At 37.1% G+C, this 18,999-nt stretch carries 20 protein-coding genes and 1 pseudogene; 14 read left to right on the top strand and 7 right to left on the bottom strand.

The features are described from left to right. Positions 1-6 precede the first annotated feature (6 nt). The 7 genes from AACY61_RS00105 to AACY61_RS00075 all read right to left on the bottom strand — a co-directional run bounded on the left by AACY61_RS00105 (position 7) and on the right by AACY61_RS00075 (position 7,661). Entirely contained in the window at positions 7-1,320 is a 1,314-nt protein-coding gene (locus AACY61_RS00105) for a vanadium-dependent haloperoxidase (protein WP_339608956.1), read from the bottom strand. A gap of 63 nt (positions 1,321-1,383) precedes the next feature. Continuing rightward, positions 1,384-2,166 carry an enoyl-CoA hydratase-related protein gene (locus AACY61_RS00100; protein WP_339608954.1) on the bottom strand — a complete coding sequence of 261 codons (783 nt, stop codon included), beginning with the start codon at positions 2,164-2,166 and terminating at the stop codon, positions 1,384-1,386. 18 nt (positions 2,167-2,184) lie between these two features. Then, the gene (locus AACY61_RS00095; RefSeq protein WP_339608952.1) at positions 2,185-3,639 is read right to left on the bottom strand and encodes an ATP-binding protein; all 1,455 of its coding nucleotides are present in this window, start codon (positions 3,637-3,639) and stop codon (positions 2,185-2,187) included. A gap of 51 nt (positions 3,640-3,690) precedes the next feature. After that, positions 3,691-4,230 (bottom strand): CopD family protein, encoded by a 540-nt coding sequence (locus AACY61_RS00090; RefSeq protein ID WP_339608975.1) that lies wholly within the window; start codon positions 4,228-4,230, stop codon positions 3,691-3,693. 51 nt (positions 4,231-4,281) lie between these two features. Beyond that, positions 4,282-5,631, bottom strand: coding sequence for an MATE family efflux transporter (locus AACY61_RS00085; protein WP_339608950.1), 1,350 nt, complete (start codon positions 5,629-5,631; stop codon positions 4,282-4,284). After that, positions 5,631-6,674, bottom strand: a complete 1,044-nt coding sequence (hemH, locus tag AACY61_RS00080) for a ferrochelatase (RefSeq protein WP_339608948.1) — start codon at positions 6,672-6,674, stop codon at positions 5,631-5,633. Before hemH ends, AACY61_RS00085 begins: the two co-directional genes overlap by 1 nt. 90 nt (positions 6,675-6,764) lie before the next feature. Next, positions 6,765-7,661, bottom strand: a complete 897-nt coding sequence (locus tag AACY61_RS00075; protein WP_339608946.1) for an AraC family transcriptional regulator — start codon at positions 7,659-7,661, stop codon at positions 6,765-6,767. 203 nt (positions 7,662-7,864) lie between these two features. Between AACY61_RS00075 and hemA the strand changes: the two genes are divergently transcribed. The 14 genes and pseudogenes from hemA to AACY61_RS00005 form a co-directional block, all read left to right on the top strand. Further along, positions 7,865-9,130: a glutamyl-tRNA reductase gene (gene hemA / locus AACY61_RS00070; RefSeq protein ID WP_339608944.1), complete on the top strand. Its 1,266-nt coding sequence runs from the start codon at positions 7,865-7,867 to the stop codon at positions 9,128-9,130. 2 nt (positions 9,131-9,132) lie between these two features. Next, the gene (hemC, locus tag AACY61_RS00065; protein WP_339608942.1) at positions 9,133-10,083 is read left to right on the top strand and encodes a hydroxymethylbilane synthase; all 951 of its coding nucleotides are present in this window, start codon (positions 9,133-9,135) and stop codon (positions 10,081-10,083) included. Positions 10,084-10,128: 45 nt separating this feature from the next. Continuing rightward, on the top strand, positions 10,129-10,773 hold the full coding sequence (locus AACY61_RS00060) for a uroporphyrinogen-III synthase (RefSeq protein WP_339608940.1): 645 nt from the start codon (positions 10,129-10,131) through the stop codon (positions 10,771-10,773). A gap of 66 nt (positions 10,774-10,839) precedes the next feature. Next, on the top strand, positions 10,840-11,907 hold the full coding sequence (gene hemE, locus AACY61_RS00055; protein ID WP_339608973.1) for a uroporphyrinogen decarboxylase: 1,068 nt from the start codon (positions 10,840-10,842) through the stop codon (positions 11,905-11,907). 10 nt (positions 11,908-11,917) lie between these two features. Next, positions 11,918-12,421, top strand: a complete 504-nt coding sequence (locus tag AACY61_RS00050; protein WP_339608938.1) for a hypothetical protein — start codon at positions 11,918-11,920, stop codon at positions 12,419-12,421. A gap of 33 nt (positions 12,422-12,454) precedes the next feature. Next, entirely contained in the window at positions 12,455-13,357 is a 903-nt protein-coding gene (gene hemF, locus AACY61_RS00045; RefSeq protein ID WP_339608936.1) for an oxygen-dependent coproporphyrinogen oxidase, read from the top strand. A 76-nt stretch (positions 13,358-13,433) separates the two neighbouring features. Further along, on the top strand, positions 13,434-14,423 hold the full coding sequence (hemB, locus tag AACY61_RS00040) for a porphobilinogen synthase (RefSeq protein ID WP_339608934.1): 990 nt from the start codon (positions 13,434-13,436) through the stop codon (positions 14,421-14,423). Between the two features lie 55 nt (positions 14,424-14,478). Beyond that, positions 14,479-14,823, top strand: a complete 345-nt coding sequence (locus AACY61_RS00035) for a hypothetical protein (protein WP_339608932.1) — start codon at positions 14,479-14,481, stop codon at positions 14,821-14,823. Positions 14,824-14,914: 91 nt separating this feature from the next. Next, entirely contained in the window at positions 14,915-15,391 is a 477-nt protein-coding gene (locus AACY61_RS00030; protein WP_339608930.1) for a hypothetical protein, read from the top strand. A gap of 145 nt (positions 15,392-15,536) precedes the next feature. Further along, a complete protein-coding gene (locus tag AACY61_RS00025) occupies positions 15,537-16,616 on the top strand; it encodes a CNNM domain-containing protein (RefSeq protein WP_339608928.1) in 1,080 nt (359 codons plus the stop codon). Positions 16,617-16,705: 89 nt separating this feature from the next. After that, a complete protein-coding gene (locus AACY61_RS00020) occupies positions 16,706-17,269 on the top strand; it encodes a LemA family protein (RefSeq protein ID WP_339608926.1) in 564 nt (187 codons plus the stop codon). 3 nt (positions 17,270-17,272) lie between these two features. Then, positions 17,273-18,220 (top strand): M48 family metallopeptidase, encoded by a 948-nt coding sequence (locus AACY61_RS00015; protein ID WP_339608924.1) that lies wholly within the window; start codon positions 17,273-17,275, stop codon positions 18,218-18,220. 2 nt (positions 18,221-18,222) lie between these two features. After that, positions 18,223-18,696, top strand: a complete 474-nt coding sequence (locus AACY61_RS00010; protein ID WP_339608922.1) for a methylated-DNA--[protein]-cysteine S-methyltransferase — start codon at positions 18,223-18,225, stop codon at positions 18,694-18,696. Positions 18,697-18,750: 54 nt separating this feature from the next. Next, positions 18,751-18,999, top strand: a pseudogene (locus AACY61_RS00005) (serine hydrolase); the annotation flags it as partial.

The following is an 18,999-nucleotide window of genomic DNA, read 5'->3' as shown; positions in this document are numbered from 1 at the left end:
GATTTTTTACTCAGACAAAGCATCGCTAACCAATCCGGCAATAAAATAGCCCTGCCTGTTTCCTTCCTCAACTCCAATCATATAATGAATTCCTCCATAAAATCTGCTGAGGCTGACTTCCCAAGCTGCTTCGTCAAATGATTTGAAACTTCGTTCTTCCATATCAAAAAGTTTTTGGGTATTGTCTGAAAACTCAAAATCCTTTCCAAAAATTGTATTTAAAATTCCTGCTGCTGAAGCTGAAATAGCACTATGCCCACTTGTATATTCAGGGAAGGGTGGTGTTTGAATCACGCTGCGCCATTCAACATCAATAAATTCCTGAATATAAGTAATGGGTCTTACTAAGTCTGTTTTGAATTTCTCATGCCAACAAGAAATAATCGCATCAAACATGGCTGTTGCTGTAAAGGTATATGCTTTTGAAGTAGTGAAAAGAGAGCTCTTTTCTTTTTCTGTGATTTGGTGAATGATATTTAACCAATGACCGGGAGGAGAAATTTTATGAACCACAACCATCATATGACCTTTGTGTAAAGTAGTGTTAGGGTTATCATCCCAAAACCAGGCTGTATTTACTTTTGAAGAATCCAAGTTTTTTGACTCTTCATAAACTTCATAAACCATTTTAAAAAATTCAGAGTCTTCAGTAGTTTCATATTTTGGTAATACTTTTGCTTCAAAAACTGAAGCACTATCAATGACAAGAGGTCTTATATTATCCCAAAATGGTTCAAGGGCTTCCATATAATCCGGTGGAGTTTCTCTCCAGTTTTCCGGATCTTTAGTGCTTGTAAATCTGTCAAAAGTTCTGGTTTCAATATATTGATCTGAATTAATCCAGGGCAATAAGTGTCCAGACACTTTTTCAGCATACTCATCTGACGCCTGAATTGTTTCTTCGCTGTAGTTTTTGAGTACTGCTTCATTTTTAAAATGCGCAGCCAGCTCATCTAAATAAAACTCAGAAAACACCACTTTTTTTCCAATTTTGGAAAACGCTAAAAGGGATGCCAGTTCAGGATTAACATTTTGCTTGTCAAACTCAGGAAGAGGTGACAATTTATTTAATTTATTATCAATTTTAGGCAAGCTATCAGGATAAAAACTTTGTAGTGTAATGTAGTGTGCAATGTGAGGATACACATAAACTCTTGATGCAACAGGTGGCGGAAAGGCATCTTCCATGGCAACCTCAAGGAGGGTCCTATTTGCATAATTTAAGTCTGAAGTGTCAAACTTTTCTAAATTGGTTGAGTTATTGTCATTACAGGAAACTAAAACCAGACAGAGTAAAGAAATACTAACTAATATTCGCATTTTTAATAAATTTAAAACGTAAATATAGTTAAATATTTGTTAATCCCTAATTGTTCTCGCCTATCATTTTCCGGGAAAATCGGCTTTGCGTTTTTCTAAAAATGCTGCAGTTCCTTCTTTAAAGTCAGAGGTGCCAAAACTATTGCCAAACTCTTCAATTTCTGTTGCAAAACCGTTTACACCGTCTTTGTAATTTGCATTGATGGCTCTAATGGCTGATGCTATAGCCACTGTAGAGTTTTTCATAATTTTTTCAGCTAACTTTTCAGCTAAGGGCATTAAGTCTTCATATGTTGTAACATAATTTACCAATCCATAGTTCAATGCTTGATTTGCATCAATCATACCTCCGGTCATAATCATTTCCATTGCTCGTCCTTTTCCAACCAATTGTGGCAAACGTTGTGTGCCTCCATAGCCGGGTATTACTCCAAGAGAGACTTCAGGGAGTCCCATTTTGGCATTGTCGCTTGCAATTCTAAAATGCGCCGCCATTGCCAGTTCAAGACCTCCGCCAAGAGCAAAGCCATTAATTACAGCAATTACAGGCGTAGAAAGATTGGCCAAATAATTAAAGAGTGTTTCATGTCCTTGAGAAGAAAGTTTTTTACCTTCTTTGACCGAATATGAAGCAAATTCACTAATATCTGCTCCGGCCACAAATGCTTTTTCACCACTGCCAGTAAGTAGGATGACTTTTGTATCAATATCATCATTTGCGGTTTTTATGGCAATATGCAATTCTTTGATTGTTGCCGTATTGAGCGCATTCAGTTTTGAAGGTCTATTTACCGTTATAGTGGTTATATGATTCTTAGTTTCTAAAAGAATATTTTCAAAAGTCATCGTAAATCAGTTTATGAATTAGTTGTTAAATTTAGGAAATTCTACACGAAAAACCGAACCTTTTCCAACTTCTGAATGTAAAGTTATTTTTCCTCCATAGTTTTCAATAATACTCTTAACCATGGCAAGTCCAAGACCCATGCCACTACTTTTAGTTGTAAACTTAGGTTCAAATATTCGTTCTAGATTTACAGCTGGAATCCCTACACCATTGTCATATACTTCAATAATAGCTTTATTTTGTTCTGTAAATACTGTAACTTTTACTTTGGGCTCCTTGACTTCTTCAACTGAATGAATCGCGTTTTTTACAAGGTTTGTTACTACCCGAATCAGTTGTGCTCTGTCAAGTTTTACTGTAATTTTTTCTTCCTTGGAATTAAATTCAATAAAATCTTCATTAAAAATATCCAATGCTAATTTTGAAATTTTAATCAGGTTGAGTGTTTCATCTTTCTGAGCAGGCATATTTGCATAGGTTGAAAATGCAGAGGCTATAGAACTCATGGTATCTATTTGCTGAGTGAGTGTTTGAGCAAATTCTTTTACTTTTTTAGGGTTATCAGGGTCTGAATTATTGAATTTGCGCTCAAAACTTTGAACAGTGAGTCGCATGGGTGTAAGCGGATTTTTAATTTCGTGAGCCACTTGTTTGGCCATTTCGCGCCAGGCACTTTCTCTTTCGGTCGCGGCCAAAGCAGCAGCGCTTTTTTCAAGTTCGTCGATCATGTCATTATAGGCATTGACCAAGGTTGAAATTTCTTCACTTACATTTTCTATTTGAATGCGTTTATTGACTGTTTCGAGTCTGGTTTTTTTAATTTTTTCACTGATTGTGTTCAGTGATTTCGTAATGTGTTTTGATAAGAAATAAGAAAGCACAATGGCAATTATCATCAAAAAAACATATACTTGTGCCAACCTGATTAGAAAGCTTTTAAGCTCCCGGCTTATAAAATCATCTTCCTCTATATAAGGTAAGTTTAAAATTGCCAGTGGTTTGAAGTAATTATCAGTGATATAAGAATAGGAAGACCTGAATTTTTTATCTCCAAGTTTAAACCTAACTGTATATTTTTTTGAAGGGGAATTTTTTAATTTGGTTAAAATTTCTTTTGGAATAGAATCAGAAGGCTTTTCAAAGAATGAAACATTAGAAGATTTCAGCATTTTACCCTCCAAATCAAACAGAGATAATTGCATATTATGAATGTCCTGAATTTCATAAATTTTATCTTTAAAGATTAAAGGAATATTTTGGGTAATTACTTCATAGGAAGTTTTTCTTAATTCATAATTTATATTGGCTTTAATTTGATCTTCTTTGCGTTCAAGTCGCTCTTTATGATATTCTAAGGCATCTTCACTGTATTGATAAATTGTTGCTGTAGCAATGAGAATAGTAGCTCCCAAAACTAATAAAATCATTGCCAAAAATATTTTAGTGCGTAATGAACGGATTCCTTTCAACATACCTAATTGATTAAAGTGTAGTCGTCATCAAAAAACAAGCCACTACTACAATTAGCTTGATTTATCTCTTATTCGCTTATATGCTTTAATCCCTATCATAAGGATAAGCGCTAGTGCAATCAACCCGAGTGTTCCATAAAGCCAGTCCATTGAATATCTGAAATTCACTAAAAAGATTACTGCAAACAATACCAAAGTTGCTCCCTCGTTAAAAACCCGCATAAAATTAGAAGAATGCTTAACTACATCGTTTTGAAGTTGTTTGAAATATTTATGACAAATAAAGTGATATACAATTAAAAACAATACAAACACTAATTTTACCTGCATCCAAGTATCAGTGAGCAAAACCGTTCTTTCAGTCAGCATCCAAACTCCAAATAAAACTGCTAAAATCATAGAGGGCCAGGTAATGATGTACCAAAGTCTGTGGGTCATAACTTTAAATTGCTTGCCTAAAATTTCTTTTTCGGGTGATGGTTTTTGAAAAGCTTCTATTTGATAAACAAAAAGCCGAACAATGTAAAATAATCCTGCAAACCAAGTAATTACAAAAATGAGGTGCAAGGCTTTCAGATAGTTGTAAATCATAGTGCTCAAAATGAATAATAAGTTCTAAAATTACAAATTCTAATTAAGTTGTTATGAATTAATCAGGTTTAACCTAATTTCTTTATTTAAAAAGTAGGCAGTAACGAGTGTTGAAAGCAAGTCTGCCAGCGGAAATGAAATCCACACTCCGATTTCTCCAAAATACGTTGGTAAAATGACCACCAAAGGAATAAAGAAAAAGCCTTGTCGTGTGAGTGTTAAAAGCAAGGCAGGAACTGCTTTTCCAATCGCCTGAAAATAAGCTGCCCCTATTAACTGAACGGCAATAACCGGAATCATTGAAAACACCCATCTCATAGCGTTAGGTGTATCTTTTAAAACCAATGGATCATCTGTAAAGACCCTTACAATTTCTTCTGCAAAAAGCATTATAAACCCAAAGACAAATAGCCCTAAAAAGGCTGCATACACTATTGCTTTGTTAATACTTTCTCTAACTCTTAGTTTATTACCGGCTCCATAGTTATAGCCTGCTATTGGCAAAAAGCCTTGTGTAACTCCTAACACCGGAAACAATGCAAACATCAACATTCTTCCAATAATGGCATAAACAGCAACCGATGATTCACCTCCCAAATCAAATAAAATATTGTTCATGATCAGGTAAGTGATGCTCACTACCGCTTGCCGCGAAAGAGTCACAAATCCTAAAGAAGCAATTTCTTTAATAATTGGCAAATCGATTCCAAAATGGCTAAAATCAATCTTTAGTTCTGAGTTTTTAGATAAGAAAAACCACAACACATACCCAAAGCACATTCCATAAGAGATTGTAGTAGCCCAGGCGGCACCAGCCATCCCCATATCCAAAACATAAATTAATATATAATCAAGAACCAGATTACTCACAGACGGAATAATCATGGCGTTCATAGCAAATTTGGGCTTACCTTCTGCCCTGATTACAGTATTTCCCATCATACAAAGCGCTAGCAAAGGCACTCCATAAAGCACGATACGATAATAAATTTTTGCAGGTTCAAAAATATCCCCTTTTCCACCAAATGCAGGAATCAAATCATTGATGAAATAAAGCCCTAAAACCACTAATAAAGTGGTAAGAAGAATGGTAATTGTTATTTGATTTCCAAAAGTTTTAAGCGCTTTGCGTTTATCATTTGCGCCCAAAGCTCTTGAAATTATAGAAGCTCCACCAATGCCTATTGCCATTCCTAATGCTGCAATGAAAAATGAAACGGGAAGCACAACATTTATAGCCGCAATAGCAATCGAGCCAATCCAATTACCCACAAAAATAGTATCCACCAGAATGTTCAAGGACATTACCAAAATACCAATAGAAGCGGGCAAAGATTGCTGTATCAGAAGCTTTCCGATGGGCTTTTTACCCAGAGTTTCAGAATGGGGGATTTTTCTCATTAAGCAATAGCGGTTTCAACATCAACAACTGCCCAGTTGTCTATCCAACCACTTAAAACACGCACCCAGTCGTCACGATCGTTTAGACAAGGAATAGTGGTGAATTCCTTTCCTCCAACTTCATGGAAGATTTCTTCTCCTTCCATTGCGATTTCTTCAAGTGTTTCCAGACAATCACTCACAAAAGCCGGAGTGACAATTGCCATTTTTTTTGTGCCCGAAAGACCCAATTTTTCAATTGTTCTATCTGTATAAGGCTGTAACCACGGGTCAAAACCTAAACGCGACTGAAATGATGTACTGAATGTTCCCGGTTTAAGCCCTAGCTTTTCTCCCACCAATTTTGTGACTTCAAAACACTGGTGACGGTAACAAAACTGATGTGCCGGAGAATGGGTGACACAGCATTGCCCGTCTATTTTACAATGCGATTTAGTAATATCTCTTTTTTTGATATGTCTTTCAGGCACCCCGTGATAACTAAAAAGCAAATGCTCATAATCGAGTCCTTTTAGTTTTTCGGCGATACTCTTTGAAAGTACTTCAATGTATTCGGGTTTATTGTAAAAGGCAGGAAGCGAATCAAAGGTCATTTCCGGAAAATATTGCTGACGCAATTCTTCTGCCAACACCATAATCGTTTCAGTTGTAGCCATAGCAAATTGCGGATATAAGGGTACGATTAAAACTTCAGTAACTCCTTTATCCTTTAATTCCTGAAGCCCTTTTTTGATGGTCATACTTCCATAACGCATGGCTAAAGCAACTGGAATTCCGGTGTGATTGTCCACTTTTTCTCTTAAGCGTTCAGAAAGTACAATAAGAGGAGAGCCTTCTTTCCACCAAATTTTACTGTAAGCCTCAGCAGATTTTTTTGGGCGGGTGTTTAGCACAATTCCTCTTACGATAAATGCCCGTAACCAATAAGGCACATCTATCACCCGTGGATCCATCAAAAACTCATCGAGGTATTTTTTAACGTCTTTGGGGTCAGTGCTATCGGGTGATCCAAGATTAACGAGCAAAGCGCCTTTCTTATTCATAGTTTAATTTTTTACAAAAATACATTTTTAAGAAGGATAGGAATCAAAGCTTACTCAATTTTTATACATTGAAGCATAGATAAAATTGATTTAAACAGATGATGATAAGGTTGAAAGATATTTTTTGGGTGTGGTGCCAAATTTCTTTTTAAATGCAGCAATAAAATGACTGGAAGTGCTATACCCCACTTTCATTCCTACTTCATTAACATTATGTGAACCCCCTTCGAGCAATTTTCGTGCGTATTCCATTTTATAATCCAATAGAAATCCAAATACCGTATCACCATACACTTCTTTAAAGCCTTCTTTTAATTTTTTTAATGAAAGTCCTATTTCGTCAGCCAACTCCTGTAATCCCGGAGGTTCAGCCATTTTGCTTATCATTATTTCCTTGGCTTTTCTAATTTTTCGAACATTTTCTTCGTCATTCAAAAACGGGCACTGCTCAATATCAACTTCATCAGGACGGTTAAAATACAATGCAACAAGTTCATATAGTTTCCCTTTCAAATAGATATGCTTGACTGATTTGTTAAGATTAAAATTCAAAATTTGGCTTAATACAACAGCCATTGATGGTGATATTTGTCCTTCCTGATAATATTTTTTGTCTTTACTCTCCTCGTTTAAAAAATCAACATAGGAGGCTTCTTCAGAAAAAAGAGTATGAAATTTTTTGATGCTTACTAGTACAGAAACGGTCCATGATTTTGGAAAAACACTCACATTAATAGGTAATTCTCTTTGGGGGTTGTAAAGTAAGAGAGATTTTTCTTCCAACAGCGGTAAAGAGTAGCGACCATCATTGAAAATAAAAGCCGCCTGGCCTTTCAGACAAAAGTGAAATTGAATATAATTACTGTCTATGCGCCTGGTAATCTGTTGTTTTTCAACAGTGTCATTTTGCAAGTACATAACAATAAAACCCTCCTCAAATGAAATCGTTTTAAGAGAACTTACAGCGTTATTTTCTTCAATTATCATCTTGTTATTTTTACAGTTGTTATTTAGAATTATTCTAAAGTAGCAGAATCAAAACCCCCTTGTTTTCTACAAAAATATGATAATTATCATTGTTTTTTTAATTTTAAGCTCATTTTAACTCATATCGATACAAAAAGTACTTTTAGCGTTGTTTTTTATCTTTTTGTTCCTTTACATTTGCACAGCTATTCCAAATTTGCTGAATGAATAATTTAAACAGTTTGCATTCTTCTTTTTATGCCATCGGGCTCAGTTATAAAAAAGCTGATGCTGAAATACGTGGGAAATTCAGCCTTGATGAAACCGCAAAAGAAACTATTTTAGCCAAAGCAAAAGAGCAAGGTATAGAAGCTTTATTAGTTACTTCTACATGTAACAGAACAGAAATTTACGGCTTTGCCCCTCATCCATATGTGTTAATCAAATTACTTTGTGACAACACAATAGGAAATGTTGAGGAATTTGAAAAAGTAGCTTACGTATACAAAAACAAAGAAGCTGTTTCTTTTATGTTTCAGGTGGGAACCGGTCTGGACAGCCAGATTTTAGGTGATTTTGAAATTATCAGCCAGTTAAAAGCGGCTTTTAAACGTTCCAAAAAGCAGGGACTTACCAACCCGTTTTTAGAGCGATTGATAAACTCGGTCATTCAAGCTAGCAAGCGCATTAAAAATGAAACTGAGCTTTCATCAGGAGCCACATCAGTAAGTTTTGCTTCAGTTCAGTATATTCTAAATAATGTTGAAAACGTTTCCAATAAAAACATTCTCCTTTTCGGAACAGGCAAAATTGGCCGTAATACCTGTGAAAATTTAATCAAGCATACTAAAAACCCTCATATTACTTTAATCAATCGAACTAAGGACAAGGCAGAAAAAATTGCCGGTAAGTTCAATTTATTAGTAAAAGATTACGCCGATTTGCAAGCAGAAATCAGAAACACTGATATCCTGATTGTCGCTACAGGAGCTCAAAGACCAACTGTTTCAAAAGAATTAATTTATTCTGACAAAAAACTTTTGATTCTGGATCTATCCATTCCCAAAAACGTTTCGGACGATGTGTCTGAAAAAAAGAACGTAGAACTCATTCATTTGGATTACCTCTCAAAATTGACAGATGACACTTTAGAACGCAGAAAAGCATTTATTCCCCAAGCTGAAATTATTATAGAGGAAATCAAAAAAGGCTTCAACACCTGGCAGGAAACCCGAAAGTTTGCTCCTACAATAAGCGCCTTGAAGAAGAAACTAAAAACCATCAAAGACGCAGAGCTTGACTATCAGCGCAAAAAAATCGAAAACTTTGATGAATATCAGGCTGAAATCATCACCAGCCGAGTTATACAAAAAATCACTACCCATTTTGCCAATCACCTCCGCAGTGCCAATGGCAGCACAAACGAAGCCATTGATTTAATTGAAAAAGTATTCCGTTTGGAAGAAGAAACTTTTACCGAAAAAGAATAGCCTTGGGAATCAAAGCTTATAAAGACGATACCTCCACCTACGCGGAAATTATAAAAATAGGTACCCGAGATAGTGAACTAGCACTTTGGCAAGCCAATAAAGTAAAATCTGCATTAGAAAACCTTGGTTACAAGACCCAACTCGTCACTGTAAAATCTGAAGGCGACCTCAACCTCGACCAGCCACTTTATGAAATGGGAATCACCGGCATTTTTACCAAAACCCTTGACATAGCAATGATAACAGGCAAAGTGGATATCGCCGTGCACTCCATGAAAGACGTGCCCACATCACTTCCTAATGGAATAGTAGAAGCTGCCGTCCTGAAACGCGCTTCACATAAAGACATACTTCTTCATAATGGATTGAACTTCTTAAAACAAGAAAAAGGAATTATTGCAAGTGGAAGCTTACGTCGAAAGGCACAATGGCTCAACAAATATCCAACACATCAAGTCGTTGACCTGCGAGGAAATGTCAACACACGCCTGCAAAAATTACAAGATAACAACTGGAACGCGGCCATCTTTGCTGAAGCGGGTCTCGAACGCATCAATCTGAAACCAAAAGACTATTTATCTCTTGACTGGATGTTGCCCGCACCAGCCCAGGGGGCCATGCTTGTTGTTGCTATGAAGAAAGACACCCACATCCGGGAAGCCCTTTCTAAACTCAATCATAAAGAAACTGAAATTTGTGTACACGTCGAGCGCGAATTCCTAAAGGTTTTGGAAGGTGGCTGTACGGCGCCAATTGGTGCACTGGCAAAAATTGATGGAGATGCCCTTCATTTTGAAGGCAATTTACTGAGCCTTGACGGAAAACAAAAGTTTACTGTTCATAAAACGGTAAGTATTGAGGAAGCTGATGGTTTGGGTAAACTATGTGCAAAAGATCTGTTAAATAGTGGGGGAAGGGAGTTGATGGAGGAAATAAAGAAAGAATTGAACTAAAAAATGACGAGACCCCCGCATACGCGAGGGTGTAGTGTGTTAGATATGCCAACAATATTGTCTTCAAAAAAACTATCTGAACCCCAGCGCAATCTTTTGCTGCAAGCCGGCATTGGTTTGGTGGAGTATAATGCCATTGGTATTGAACTTGTGGCCTTTGAGGTGAAAGGCATCATAAAAAACGCAATAATTACCAGTCAGAATACAGTAAAAGGGTTGGTGGACAAAAAGGTGCAGATAGAAAATTGTTTTTGTGTGGGCGAAAAAACTAAAGCGATGTTGGAAGCCAATGGAATTAAAGTAAAAGTGATGACTTATTATGGAAAAGAGCTGGCAGACATTCTGGTTACAGGATATGCAGATAAAGTATTCACTTTTTTCTGTGGAAACTTGAGACGTGATGAACTGCCTGCAAAGCTAAGAGAGAATAAAATAGGTTTTACAGAAGTTGAAGTTTATAAAACGGTTTTGAAGTCCAAAAAGTTTGAGCGAACATTTGACGGAGTATTATTTTTCAGTCCTAGTGCTGTAGAAAGTTTTACGAAAGAAAATCAACTGAAAAACACTACTGCCTTTTGCATTGGCACTACAACCGCCGCAGAGGCTGAAAAATATACAGATAAAATTATCATTGCCACCAAACCCACTATTGAAAATGTGATTGTACAGGTGGTAAAAAGATTAAAATAAAAATTGCTTTGTGAGCGACTGTCTTTTGTAGGCAGGTCTGCGCCGCTGCTAGATATAGATAATATGATGAAGAATAGTACAAACAAGAACGAGACACCCGCCTTCGCGGGTGTTAAGAACGACCTTTTCCTAAGAGCCCTAAAAGGCGAAACCGTTGACCGACCACCGGTGTGGATGATGCGACAAGCCGGAAGATATTTGCCCGAGTTTCAGGAAATCAAACAAAAGTATGATTTCTTTACCCGTTGCCAAACCCCTGAGTTGGCTTCAGAGATTACTGTACAGCCTATACGCCGTTATGGGATGGATGCTGCGATTTTATTCAGTGATATTCTGGTAATCCCGCAGGCGATGAACATAGACGTGGAAATGAAACCTGGCGTGGGACCCTGGTTGCCAAAGCCCATTCGTTCGCATAAAGATGTCGAAAATGTGATTGTTCCCGATATTCAGGAAACACTGGGTTATGTAATGGATGCCATCAAAATGACCAAAGAAAAGCTCAATGGAGAAATCCCATTAATTGGCTTTGCGGGTTCGCCGTGGACGATTTTGTGTTACTGTGTTCAGGGACAAGGTTCCAAAAACTTTGACAAAGCCAAAGAATTTTGTTTCACCCAGCCACTGGCAGCACACACATTATTACAAAAAATAACAGACACAACCATTGCCTATCTGAAAGAAAAAGTAAAAGCCGGTGTAAATGCCGTTCAGCTATTTGATAGTTGGGGCGGAATGCTTTCACCCACAGATTATCAGGAATTTTCATGGCAGTATATGCAACAAATCATTGACGCCTTGAAAGGGGAAGCTCCTGTGATTGCTTTTGGAAAAGGTTGTTGGTTTGCGCTGGATGTGATGGCAAAATCAGGTGCATCAGCATTGGGTGTTGACTGGACTTGTTCGCCAAGGAATGCACGTTATTTATCGGGAGGGAATATAACATTGCAAGGGAATTTTGACCCTACGCGCTTGTTTTCGCCACCTGCAGAAATCAAACGGATGGTGACACAAATGATTAATGAATTTGGCAAGGACAAATACATTGTGAATTTAGGGCATGGGATTTTGCCCAATATTCCTTTGGAAAATGCAGGTGCGTTTATAGAGGCCGTGAAGGAATATAAAGGATAAAAGTAATAAAATGGCTGTTTTGAATCGCATCAAAAACCTAAGCTTCAAACAGTTTTTTTTACTGGCAAGCACCTTTATAAAACGTCCAAGGTATTTTTTTTCGACGCACAAAGCGACTTTACGAACAGTCTGGATCTGTGATAAATTGTTTAAAAAAGCCCATCATAAAAACAATGTGACCAATGCATTTAGACATGGGTTGTGGAATGTGTTGATTGCGAAAAAGTGTTTTCTGAAAAACAACTCGGTTGAGAAATCTGTGGAATGGGCAAAAAGCATTACTGATTTGCACGAAAAAATGGCACCAAATGCTGAACTGGAAATGATTATGGATTTGCATAATAATGAAATCGGCAGAAAACTTTTCGCTGAAAAGCAAATGCAAAATATGGAGGAAGAAATGATTATTACCGTACTTAAAGAAAAAACAGAAACTGCGGTGAAAGTGAGTTCCATAAATGAAATGAAGGAAAATAAACGTGAATTTGTTTATATTGAGGATTTGATAACTTAATAACGAGACCCCCGCCTTCGCGGGGGTAGGGGTATGAAAGAAAAATTTTACAATTACATACAACATCTACAAGACACCATCACTTCCAAACTAGAAGAAGTGGATGGCAAAGCAACATTTCAGGAAGACCTTTGGGAGCGTCCGGAAGGCGGTGGAGGAAGAACACGAGTTATTGAAAACGGAACAGTATTTGAAAAAGGCGGCGTGAATATTTCAGCCGTTCACGGTGAGTTGCCAAAAGCAATGCAGACTTATTTTAATGTGGGCGACTGTAATTTTTTTGCATGCGGACTAAGCTTGGTATTGCACCCAAAAAACCCGATGGTCCCTACAGTGCACGCCAATTGGCGGTATTTTGAAATGTATAATAAACAAGGAAACATCATCGACAGCTGGTTTGGTGGCGGGCAGGATTTAACCCCTTATTATCTGTTTGAAGAAGATGCAACCCATTTTCATAGCATTTGTAAAAAAGCTTGTGATAAGCATAACCCGAGTTTTTATTCAGGATATAAAAAGAAATGCGATGAATACTTTCACAACAGCCATCGTGGTGAAGCTCGCGGTCTGGGTGGATTATTTTTTGATTATTGCAAAGCAAACGACGATTTTAAAATGGAAGACTGGTACAACTTCGTCACCGAAGTGGGCGACAGTTTTCTGGAAGCCTATGTCCCTATTGTGGAAAAAAGAAAAGAATTGCCTTTTACAAAAGCACAGCGCACCTGGCAGGAAATTCGCCGTGGCCGTTATGTGGAATTCAATTTAGTTCATGATAAAGGAACCCTTTTCGGACTAAAAACCAACGGGCGCATTGAAAGTATATTAATGAGTTTACCTCCCACTGTGCAATGGAAATATGACCACCATCCGGAACCGGGAAGTGAGGAAGAAAAACTGTTAAACGTTTTAAAAAATCCTAAGGATTGGGTTTAAAAACACTGAATATCAAATAATGAACACCGAATAACGTAATATTTGAAACTTAATTGAAACTTTGAACTTGAAACCAATGTATCCACTAAGAAGAAACCGAAGACTCCGCACTACAGAAACCATAAGAAGCCTCGTGCGTGAAACCATCATAACCCCCAATGATTTTCTGGTACCGCTATTTGTAGTGGAAGGAAAAGGTATCAAAGAAGAAATCACTTCCATGCCCAATTATTACCGATTGAGTCTAGACAATCTTTCTAAAGAAGTCAGGGAACTTTGGAGTTTGGGATTAAAATCTATTTTACTTTTTGTAAAAGTGGATGATAAACTTAAAGACAACAAAGGCACAGAAGCCTTAAACCCAAACGGACTGATGCAGCGTGCCATCAAAACCGTAAAAGATGCTTGTCCGCAGATGCTTGTAATGACAGATGTAGCGTTGGATCCTTTTTCTGTTTACGGCCATGACGGTATTATTCACGACGGTGAAATTTTGAATGATGAGACCAACGCTGTTTTAGCAGAGATGTCTTTATCCCACGCAAAAGCCGGTGCCGATTTTGTGGCACCCAGTGATATGATGGATGGCCGCATTTTTGAAATCCGCACCTTGCTGGAAGACGAAGGTTTTCACAATACAGGTATTATGAGTTACAGTGCCAAATATGCTTCTGCGTTTTATGGGCCGTTTCGGGATGCTTTGGACTCTGCGCCTGTGGACTTAAAAGATATTCCCAAAGACAAAAAAACCTATCAGATGGATCCTGCTAACAGACAAGAAGCTATCAGGGAAACACTTATGGACATCGATGAAGGTGCCGATATTGTGATGGTAAAACCAGGACTTTGTTATCTCGATATTGTTCGTGACATTGCAAATGCCGTGACGGTGCCCGTTGCGGTTTACCAGGTGAGTGGTGAATATGCCATGCTCAAAGCTGCTGCAGAAAAAGGCTGGCTCAACCACGACGCGGTGATGATGGAGCAAGTGACCGCTATTAAAAGAGCCGGGGCAAGTATCATTGCTTCTTATTTTGCTAAGGATGTGGTGAAAATTATTTCTTAAAATAATTATCTATACTTTAAGAATCACGTATCAATTTTTGTTGTAATCTTGCATAGTGAAAAGCAATAAAAACACTTGGATACCTATACTCACTCTGCTGCTGTTGTTCCTGCAGCCTCTGGTGTCTTTTGGTTATGTTTCATCAGTCCTTTCTGAGATTGTAAACCCTCAGGAAGAGTTTACTTTAATCAAAACCCAAAGTGCAAAAGCCATTGTTATTCAGGAAATATCCCTTACTGCTGCAGAGCTTATCTTCACTTCTGATTCAGGGAATAAAGGGTTTCTTTTTGACTACTACATTTCAGAAAAGCCCGAAAAGTTTCAAAAGCAAACAAATTACCTCATTGACTTCAGAGGTGTCTTAACCACTCAAATCTTTCCCTTCCATTTCTTTTTGTAAAGTAAAAAGACAACGCGTCATTTTAAACCTGCTGTTAAATCAGTATTAAAACTTTATACAAAAAAATCAAACAATTTAAAATCTAAAAGAAATGGATTTAGTCTCAATTGAATTGGGTATTGCTATGTTATTACTGTTTGTGGTTCCTATAGTTTATGCCGTCACTAACCAATCCCGAAAGGAAAAGAAAACCATCAAAAAAGTAGAAGCACTTTGTGGTTCAAGTGCTGTAAAATTAACTGATTCAGCTATATTTCATTCGCTTTTTATTGGAATTGATAAAAGTTCGAAAACTTTGGTAACATCATCAGTGCCCGTAAAAGAAGAGCAGATAGATGTTTTTCCTTTAAAAGAAATCAAATCTTGCAGTCTGTTCAAACTTGAGGTTCCCAAAGCAGGACAGCCTAAAGCAAAAACCATAGAAAAAGTGGCTATTGAACTTGAATTTAAAGACAAGCATCGGCAAAAACATCAAATAGTGTTTTTTGATGAAGAGCTCGGGTTAGACCCTCATCAAAGTACGAATCAAGCAAGCCAATGGGTAGAAGAAATCAAAAATTTTATGTAGTATATAAAAGTATTGAGGCAGAATTGTTTTCTGCCTCAATATTTAATATCTTCAATCTAAATCTAGGTAAATATTCAGAATTTTGTTTAAAAAAGTAATTAGATAAGAATATTTAAGTAATTTTGTATCAACTTTTAAAACAACTATGGCCTTATTAATTGTATACGCATCTGTATCAATTTTCTTTTCTTTTTTATGTTCCATTTTAGAAGCTGCGCTTCTAAGTTTTAGCCCCTCCTTTTTAAAAATGAAAATGAATGAGGGAAAATCCTATGCAAAAAGATTGATAAATTTTAAAAGGGACATTGATGTTCCTTTAACTGCTATTCTTACTTTTAATACCATAGCACATACTGTTGGAGCCATACTGGTGGGTGTTCAGGCAGAAAAAACTTTTGGAAGCGGCAATAATTCAGTAGCCATAATTTCTGCGATTATGACCTTTTTGATTTTGGTGCTTTCTGAAATCATTCCTAAAACAATTGGTGCCTCTTACTGGAAGTCATTGGGGTCTTTTACCGCCATCTCTTTATCCATTTTAATCTTTCCATTAAAATGGACAGGGATTATTTGGTTTTTAACCTTGACTACTAAGTTAATTGGAAAATCAGCGCACATTCATACTTTTAGCAGAGAAGAGTTTCTTGCAATGACACACACTGCTGAAGAAGAGGGTGTTTTTGAAGAAAATGAAACCACCTTTATCAAAAACTTACTGATCTTTAAAAATGTGCAGGCGAAAGATGTAATGACCCCATTTTCTGTAGTTGTAACTGAAGATGAAGATACTAGTATTGAAGAGTTTTATGAGGAAAACAAGCATCTCAAACATTCAAGAATTCCAATATATAAAGAACGCTCTAACAACATTACCGGATTTATTCTTAAAGACGATGTGCTTGAAGAAATGATTGATCAAAAAGGCCCTGAACCCTTGAGTATTTTAAAAAGGGAAGTGCTTACTACTTCAAGTGATACACCCATTCCTGAACTATTTGAGATCTTAATTGAAAAGCGCACACACATAACCATTGTAAGTGATGAGTATGGAAACCCTATTGGAATTGTCACCATGGAAGACATTATTGAAACCCTCTTGGGGCTTGAAATAATGGATGAAAGTGATAACGTGGCTGATATGCAAGCTATGGCACGAAAAAACTGGGAATTAAGGGCCAAGCGTTTAGGAATTATCAGTCCAAAGTCAGACTCAGACTCTAAGTAATATTTTCAATAAATTTTGAAACTTTTTTACAAGAAAGGTGTCAAATTGGCTATATTTGATAAAAGTATCAATTTTAATCTAAAGAACTTATGAGCAGCACATTAATTATAATTGGAGTTATTGTATTACTAGGTATTTGGCTGGTTTCAATATATAACACACTAGTTAGTTTAAGAAATCATCGCGAAAATGCCTTTGCAGATATTGACGTACAACTCAAACAACGTCACGACTTAATTCCACAACTTCTTGGAGCCGTAAAAGGGTATATGGAACATGAGAGAGGCACTCTTGAGGCCGTCACAAACGCAAGAACCAGGGCAATGAGCGCCACTTCCATTAATGAAAAAATTGAAGCTGAACAACAGCTTACCTCAGCCATAAGAGGGTTAAATGTCCAGGTGGAAGCTTATCCTGATTTAAAAGCAAGTCAAAATTTCCTGCAACTTCAAAATGAAATTTCAGACATTGAAAACAAACTGGCAGCTGTGCGCCGTTTTTTCAATGCTGCTACTAAAGAGCTCAATATTGCAGTGCAAAAATTTCCAAACACCATTTTTGCAGGAATGTTTGGTTTTAAAACTGAGCCCATGTTTGATTTGGGCGAAACACAACGGGCAGATTTAGACAAAGCGCCTGAGGTTAAGTTTTAAGCTGTGCAATTTACCGGTATCCAAAAACAAATACGCAGGAATAACCAAAAGTCTGTTCTCCTGCTGATTGCATTTCCATTATTGGTACTGGCTTCTGTATTTGCCGTAGTTTACTTTTTAACTTTTGATGAGTTTGGAAATCCAAATCCTGATTTTGCTATAGATTTGTTTCTCCAATCTGTACCCTTTGTCACTGCTGTTGTTCTTGTATGGTTTCTCATTGCTTATTTTGCTCATAACAAAATGATTTCCATGGCCACCGGAGCTAAAACCCTCGAGAGAAAAACCAATATGAGGGTTTATAATCTGGTTGAAAACCTTTGTATGAGTGTGGGAATGAAAATGCCTAAAGTGCAGATTATAGAAAGCCCTGCTCTCAATGCCTATGCTAGTGGGCTTAAGGAAAAAGACTATACAGTCACTCTTACGCGTGGGATTATAGACGCCCTTGATGATGATGAACTTGAAGGCGTGATTGCACATGAATTGATGCACATTCGCAATAAAGATGTGCGCTTGCTGGTGGTAAGTATCATATTTGTTGGAATTTTCGCCTTTGTAATCCAAATTGCTTTTAGGGGGTTTCTATATGGTGGCATTGGAAGCAGAAGAAGTAACAGAGATTCCGGAAAGTTGATGATAATTATTTTAATTGTTGCTGCGGTTGCTTATTTATTTTCGTTGCTTTTTAAATTTTCCCTAAGCAGAAAAAGAGAATACATGGCTGATAGTGGAGCTGCTGAAATGACCAGAAAGCCTTGGGCCCTTGCCTCCGCTTTAAAGAAAATTGCACCCAATCATCATGTAAAAGTAAAAAGCGAAGAAGTACAACAATTATTTATTGAAAATACCCCAAAAGACACTTCAGCCAACTTTTTTGGAACCTTGGGCGGTCTCTTTGCAACTCACCCGCCCATTGAAAAACGAATTCAGTTTTTAGAACAATTTTAAACATGGAAATCGCATTTTTGAAAACTCCACTTGGAATCGCTGAAATAAAGGGCGATGAAATGGGGCTTGTATCAATTTCCATTTTAAATGATAAAATTGAGTATTCATCAAATGTAGCACCCTCATTAAATGATGCTATTCAGCAGCTTCAAGAGTATTTCGCTGGCGAGCGAAAAGAATTTCAATTAAAATTAAACCCTCAAGGCACCCCATTTCAGAAAAAAGTGTGGAAATCGCTTTTAGAAATTCCTTACGGGGACACAACTTCCTATTTAAAACTTTCGCATTTCTTGGGCAATAAAAAAGCCATTAGAGCTGTAGCAGCCGCAAATAGTAAAAATCCACTTTGGATCGTTGTACCCTGCCACCGCGTAATTGGAACTGACGGTTCATTGACTGGTTATGCGGGGGGCTTGTGGCGTAAAAAATGGTTACTGGAACATGAAAACCCACCGGTTCAAACTTCCTTGTTTTAAGTTTGGAATTAACTTAACATTTTTTGTTACTTTTATAAGAACAAATCCATTCCTATGAAGTTTCTTAAACGCTTTTTAATTTTTTTACTCTCTTTTGTGTTCATTGCAATAGCTCTGACCTATATTTTTAATGTCGATTATTTACTCAAAGCCGTGCGCACCATTTATCTTAAAGGACATACCACAGCATTTCTTGAAGACTACAAAGCCTTTGATAATGTGACTGTAAAAGCAGGTGAAAAAACAATTCCTTGGCCCAATCATCAAGACTATAACACTGTACAACCTACAGAAAAACTTCTA

This window comes from uncultured Planktosalinus sp. (genome assembly GCF_963973675.1).
Classification (GTDB): domain Bacteria; phylum Bacteroidota; class Bacteroidia; order Flavobacteriales; family Flavobacteriaceae; genus Planktosalinus.
This window is presented reverse-complemented; position numbering and strand designations above follow the sequence as displayed.

What these genes read in the sequence shown, in the direction of transcription:
- AACY61_RS00105 (WP_339608956.1), bottom strand. Translation starts at nt 1,320, where the DNA reads ATGCGAATATTAGTTAGTATTTCTTTACTCTGTCTGGTTTTAGTTTCC.
- AACY61_RS00100 (WP_339608954.1), bottom strand. Translation starts at nt 2,166, where the DNA reads ATGACTTTTGAAAATATTCTTTTAGAAACTAAGAATCATATAACCACT.
- AACY61_RS00095 (WP_339608952.1), bottom strand. Translation starts at nt 3,639, where the DNA reads ATGTTGAAAGGAATCCGTTCATTACGCACTAAAATATTTTTGGCAATG.
- AACY61_RS00090 (WP_339608975.1), bottom strand. Translation starts at nt 4,230, where the DNA reads ATGATTTACAACTATCTGAAAGCCTTGCACCTCATTTTTGTAATTACT.
- AACY61_RS00085 (WP_339608950.1), bottom strand. Translation starts at nt 5,631, where the DNA reads ATGAGAAAAATCCCCCATTCTGAAACTCTGGGTAAAAAGCCCATCGGA.
- hemH (WP_339608948.1), bottom strand. Translation starts at nt 6,674, where the DNA reads ATGAATAAGAAAGGCGCTTTGCTCGTTAATCTTGGATCACCCGATAGC.
- AACY61_RS00075 (WP_339608946.1), bottom strand. Translation starts at nt 7,661, where the DNA reads ATGATAATTGAAGAAAATAACGCTGTAAGTTCTCTTAAAACGATTTCA.
- hemA (WP_339608944.1), top strand. Translation starts at nt 7,865, where the DNA reads ATGAATAATTTAAACAGTTTGCATTCTTCTTTTTATGCCATCGGGCTC.
- AACY61_RS00060 (WP_339608940.1), top strand. Translation starts at nt 10,129, where the DNA reads ATGCCAACAATATTGTCTTCAAAAAAACTATCTGAACCCCAGCGCAAT.
- hemE (WP_339608973.1), top strand. Translation starts at nt 10,840, where the DNA reads ATGAAGAATAGTACAAACAAGAACGAGACACCCGCCTTCGCGGGTGTT.
- AACY61_RS00050 (WP_339608938.1), top strand. Translation starts at nt 11,918, where the DNA reads ATGGCTGTTTTGAATCGCATCAAAAACCTAAGCTTCAAACAGTTTTTT.
- hemF (WP_339608936.1), top strand. Translation starts at nt 12,455, where the DNA reads ATGAAAGAAAAATTTTACAATTACATACAACATCTACAAGACACCATC.
- hemB (WP_339608934.1), top strand. Translation starts at nt 13,434, where the DNA reads ATGTATCCACTAAGAAGAAACCGAAGACTCCGCACTACAGAAACCATA.
- AACY61_RS00030 (WP_339608930.1), top strand. Translation starts at nt 14,915, where the DNA reads ATGGATTTAGTCTCAATTGAATTGGGTATTGCTATGTTATTACTGTTT.
- AACY61_RS00025 (WP_339608928.1), top strand. Translation starts at nt 15,537, where the DNA reads ATGGCCTTATTAATTGTATACGCATCTGTATCAATTTTCTTTTCTTTT.
- AACY61_RS00020 (WP_339608926.1), top strand. Translation starts at nt 16,706, where the DNA reads ATGAGCAGCACATTAATTATAATTGGAGTTATTGTATTACTAGGTATT.
- AACY61_RS00010 (WP_339608922.1), top strand. Translation starts at nt 18,223, where the DNA reads ATGGAAATCGCATTTTTGAAAACTCCACTTGGAATCGCTGAAATAAAG.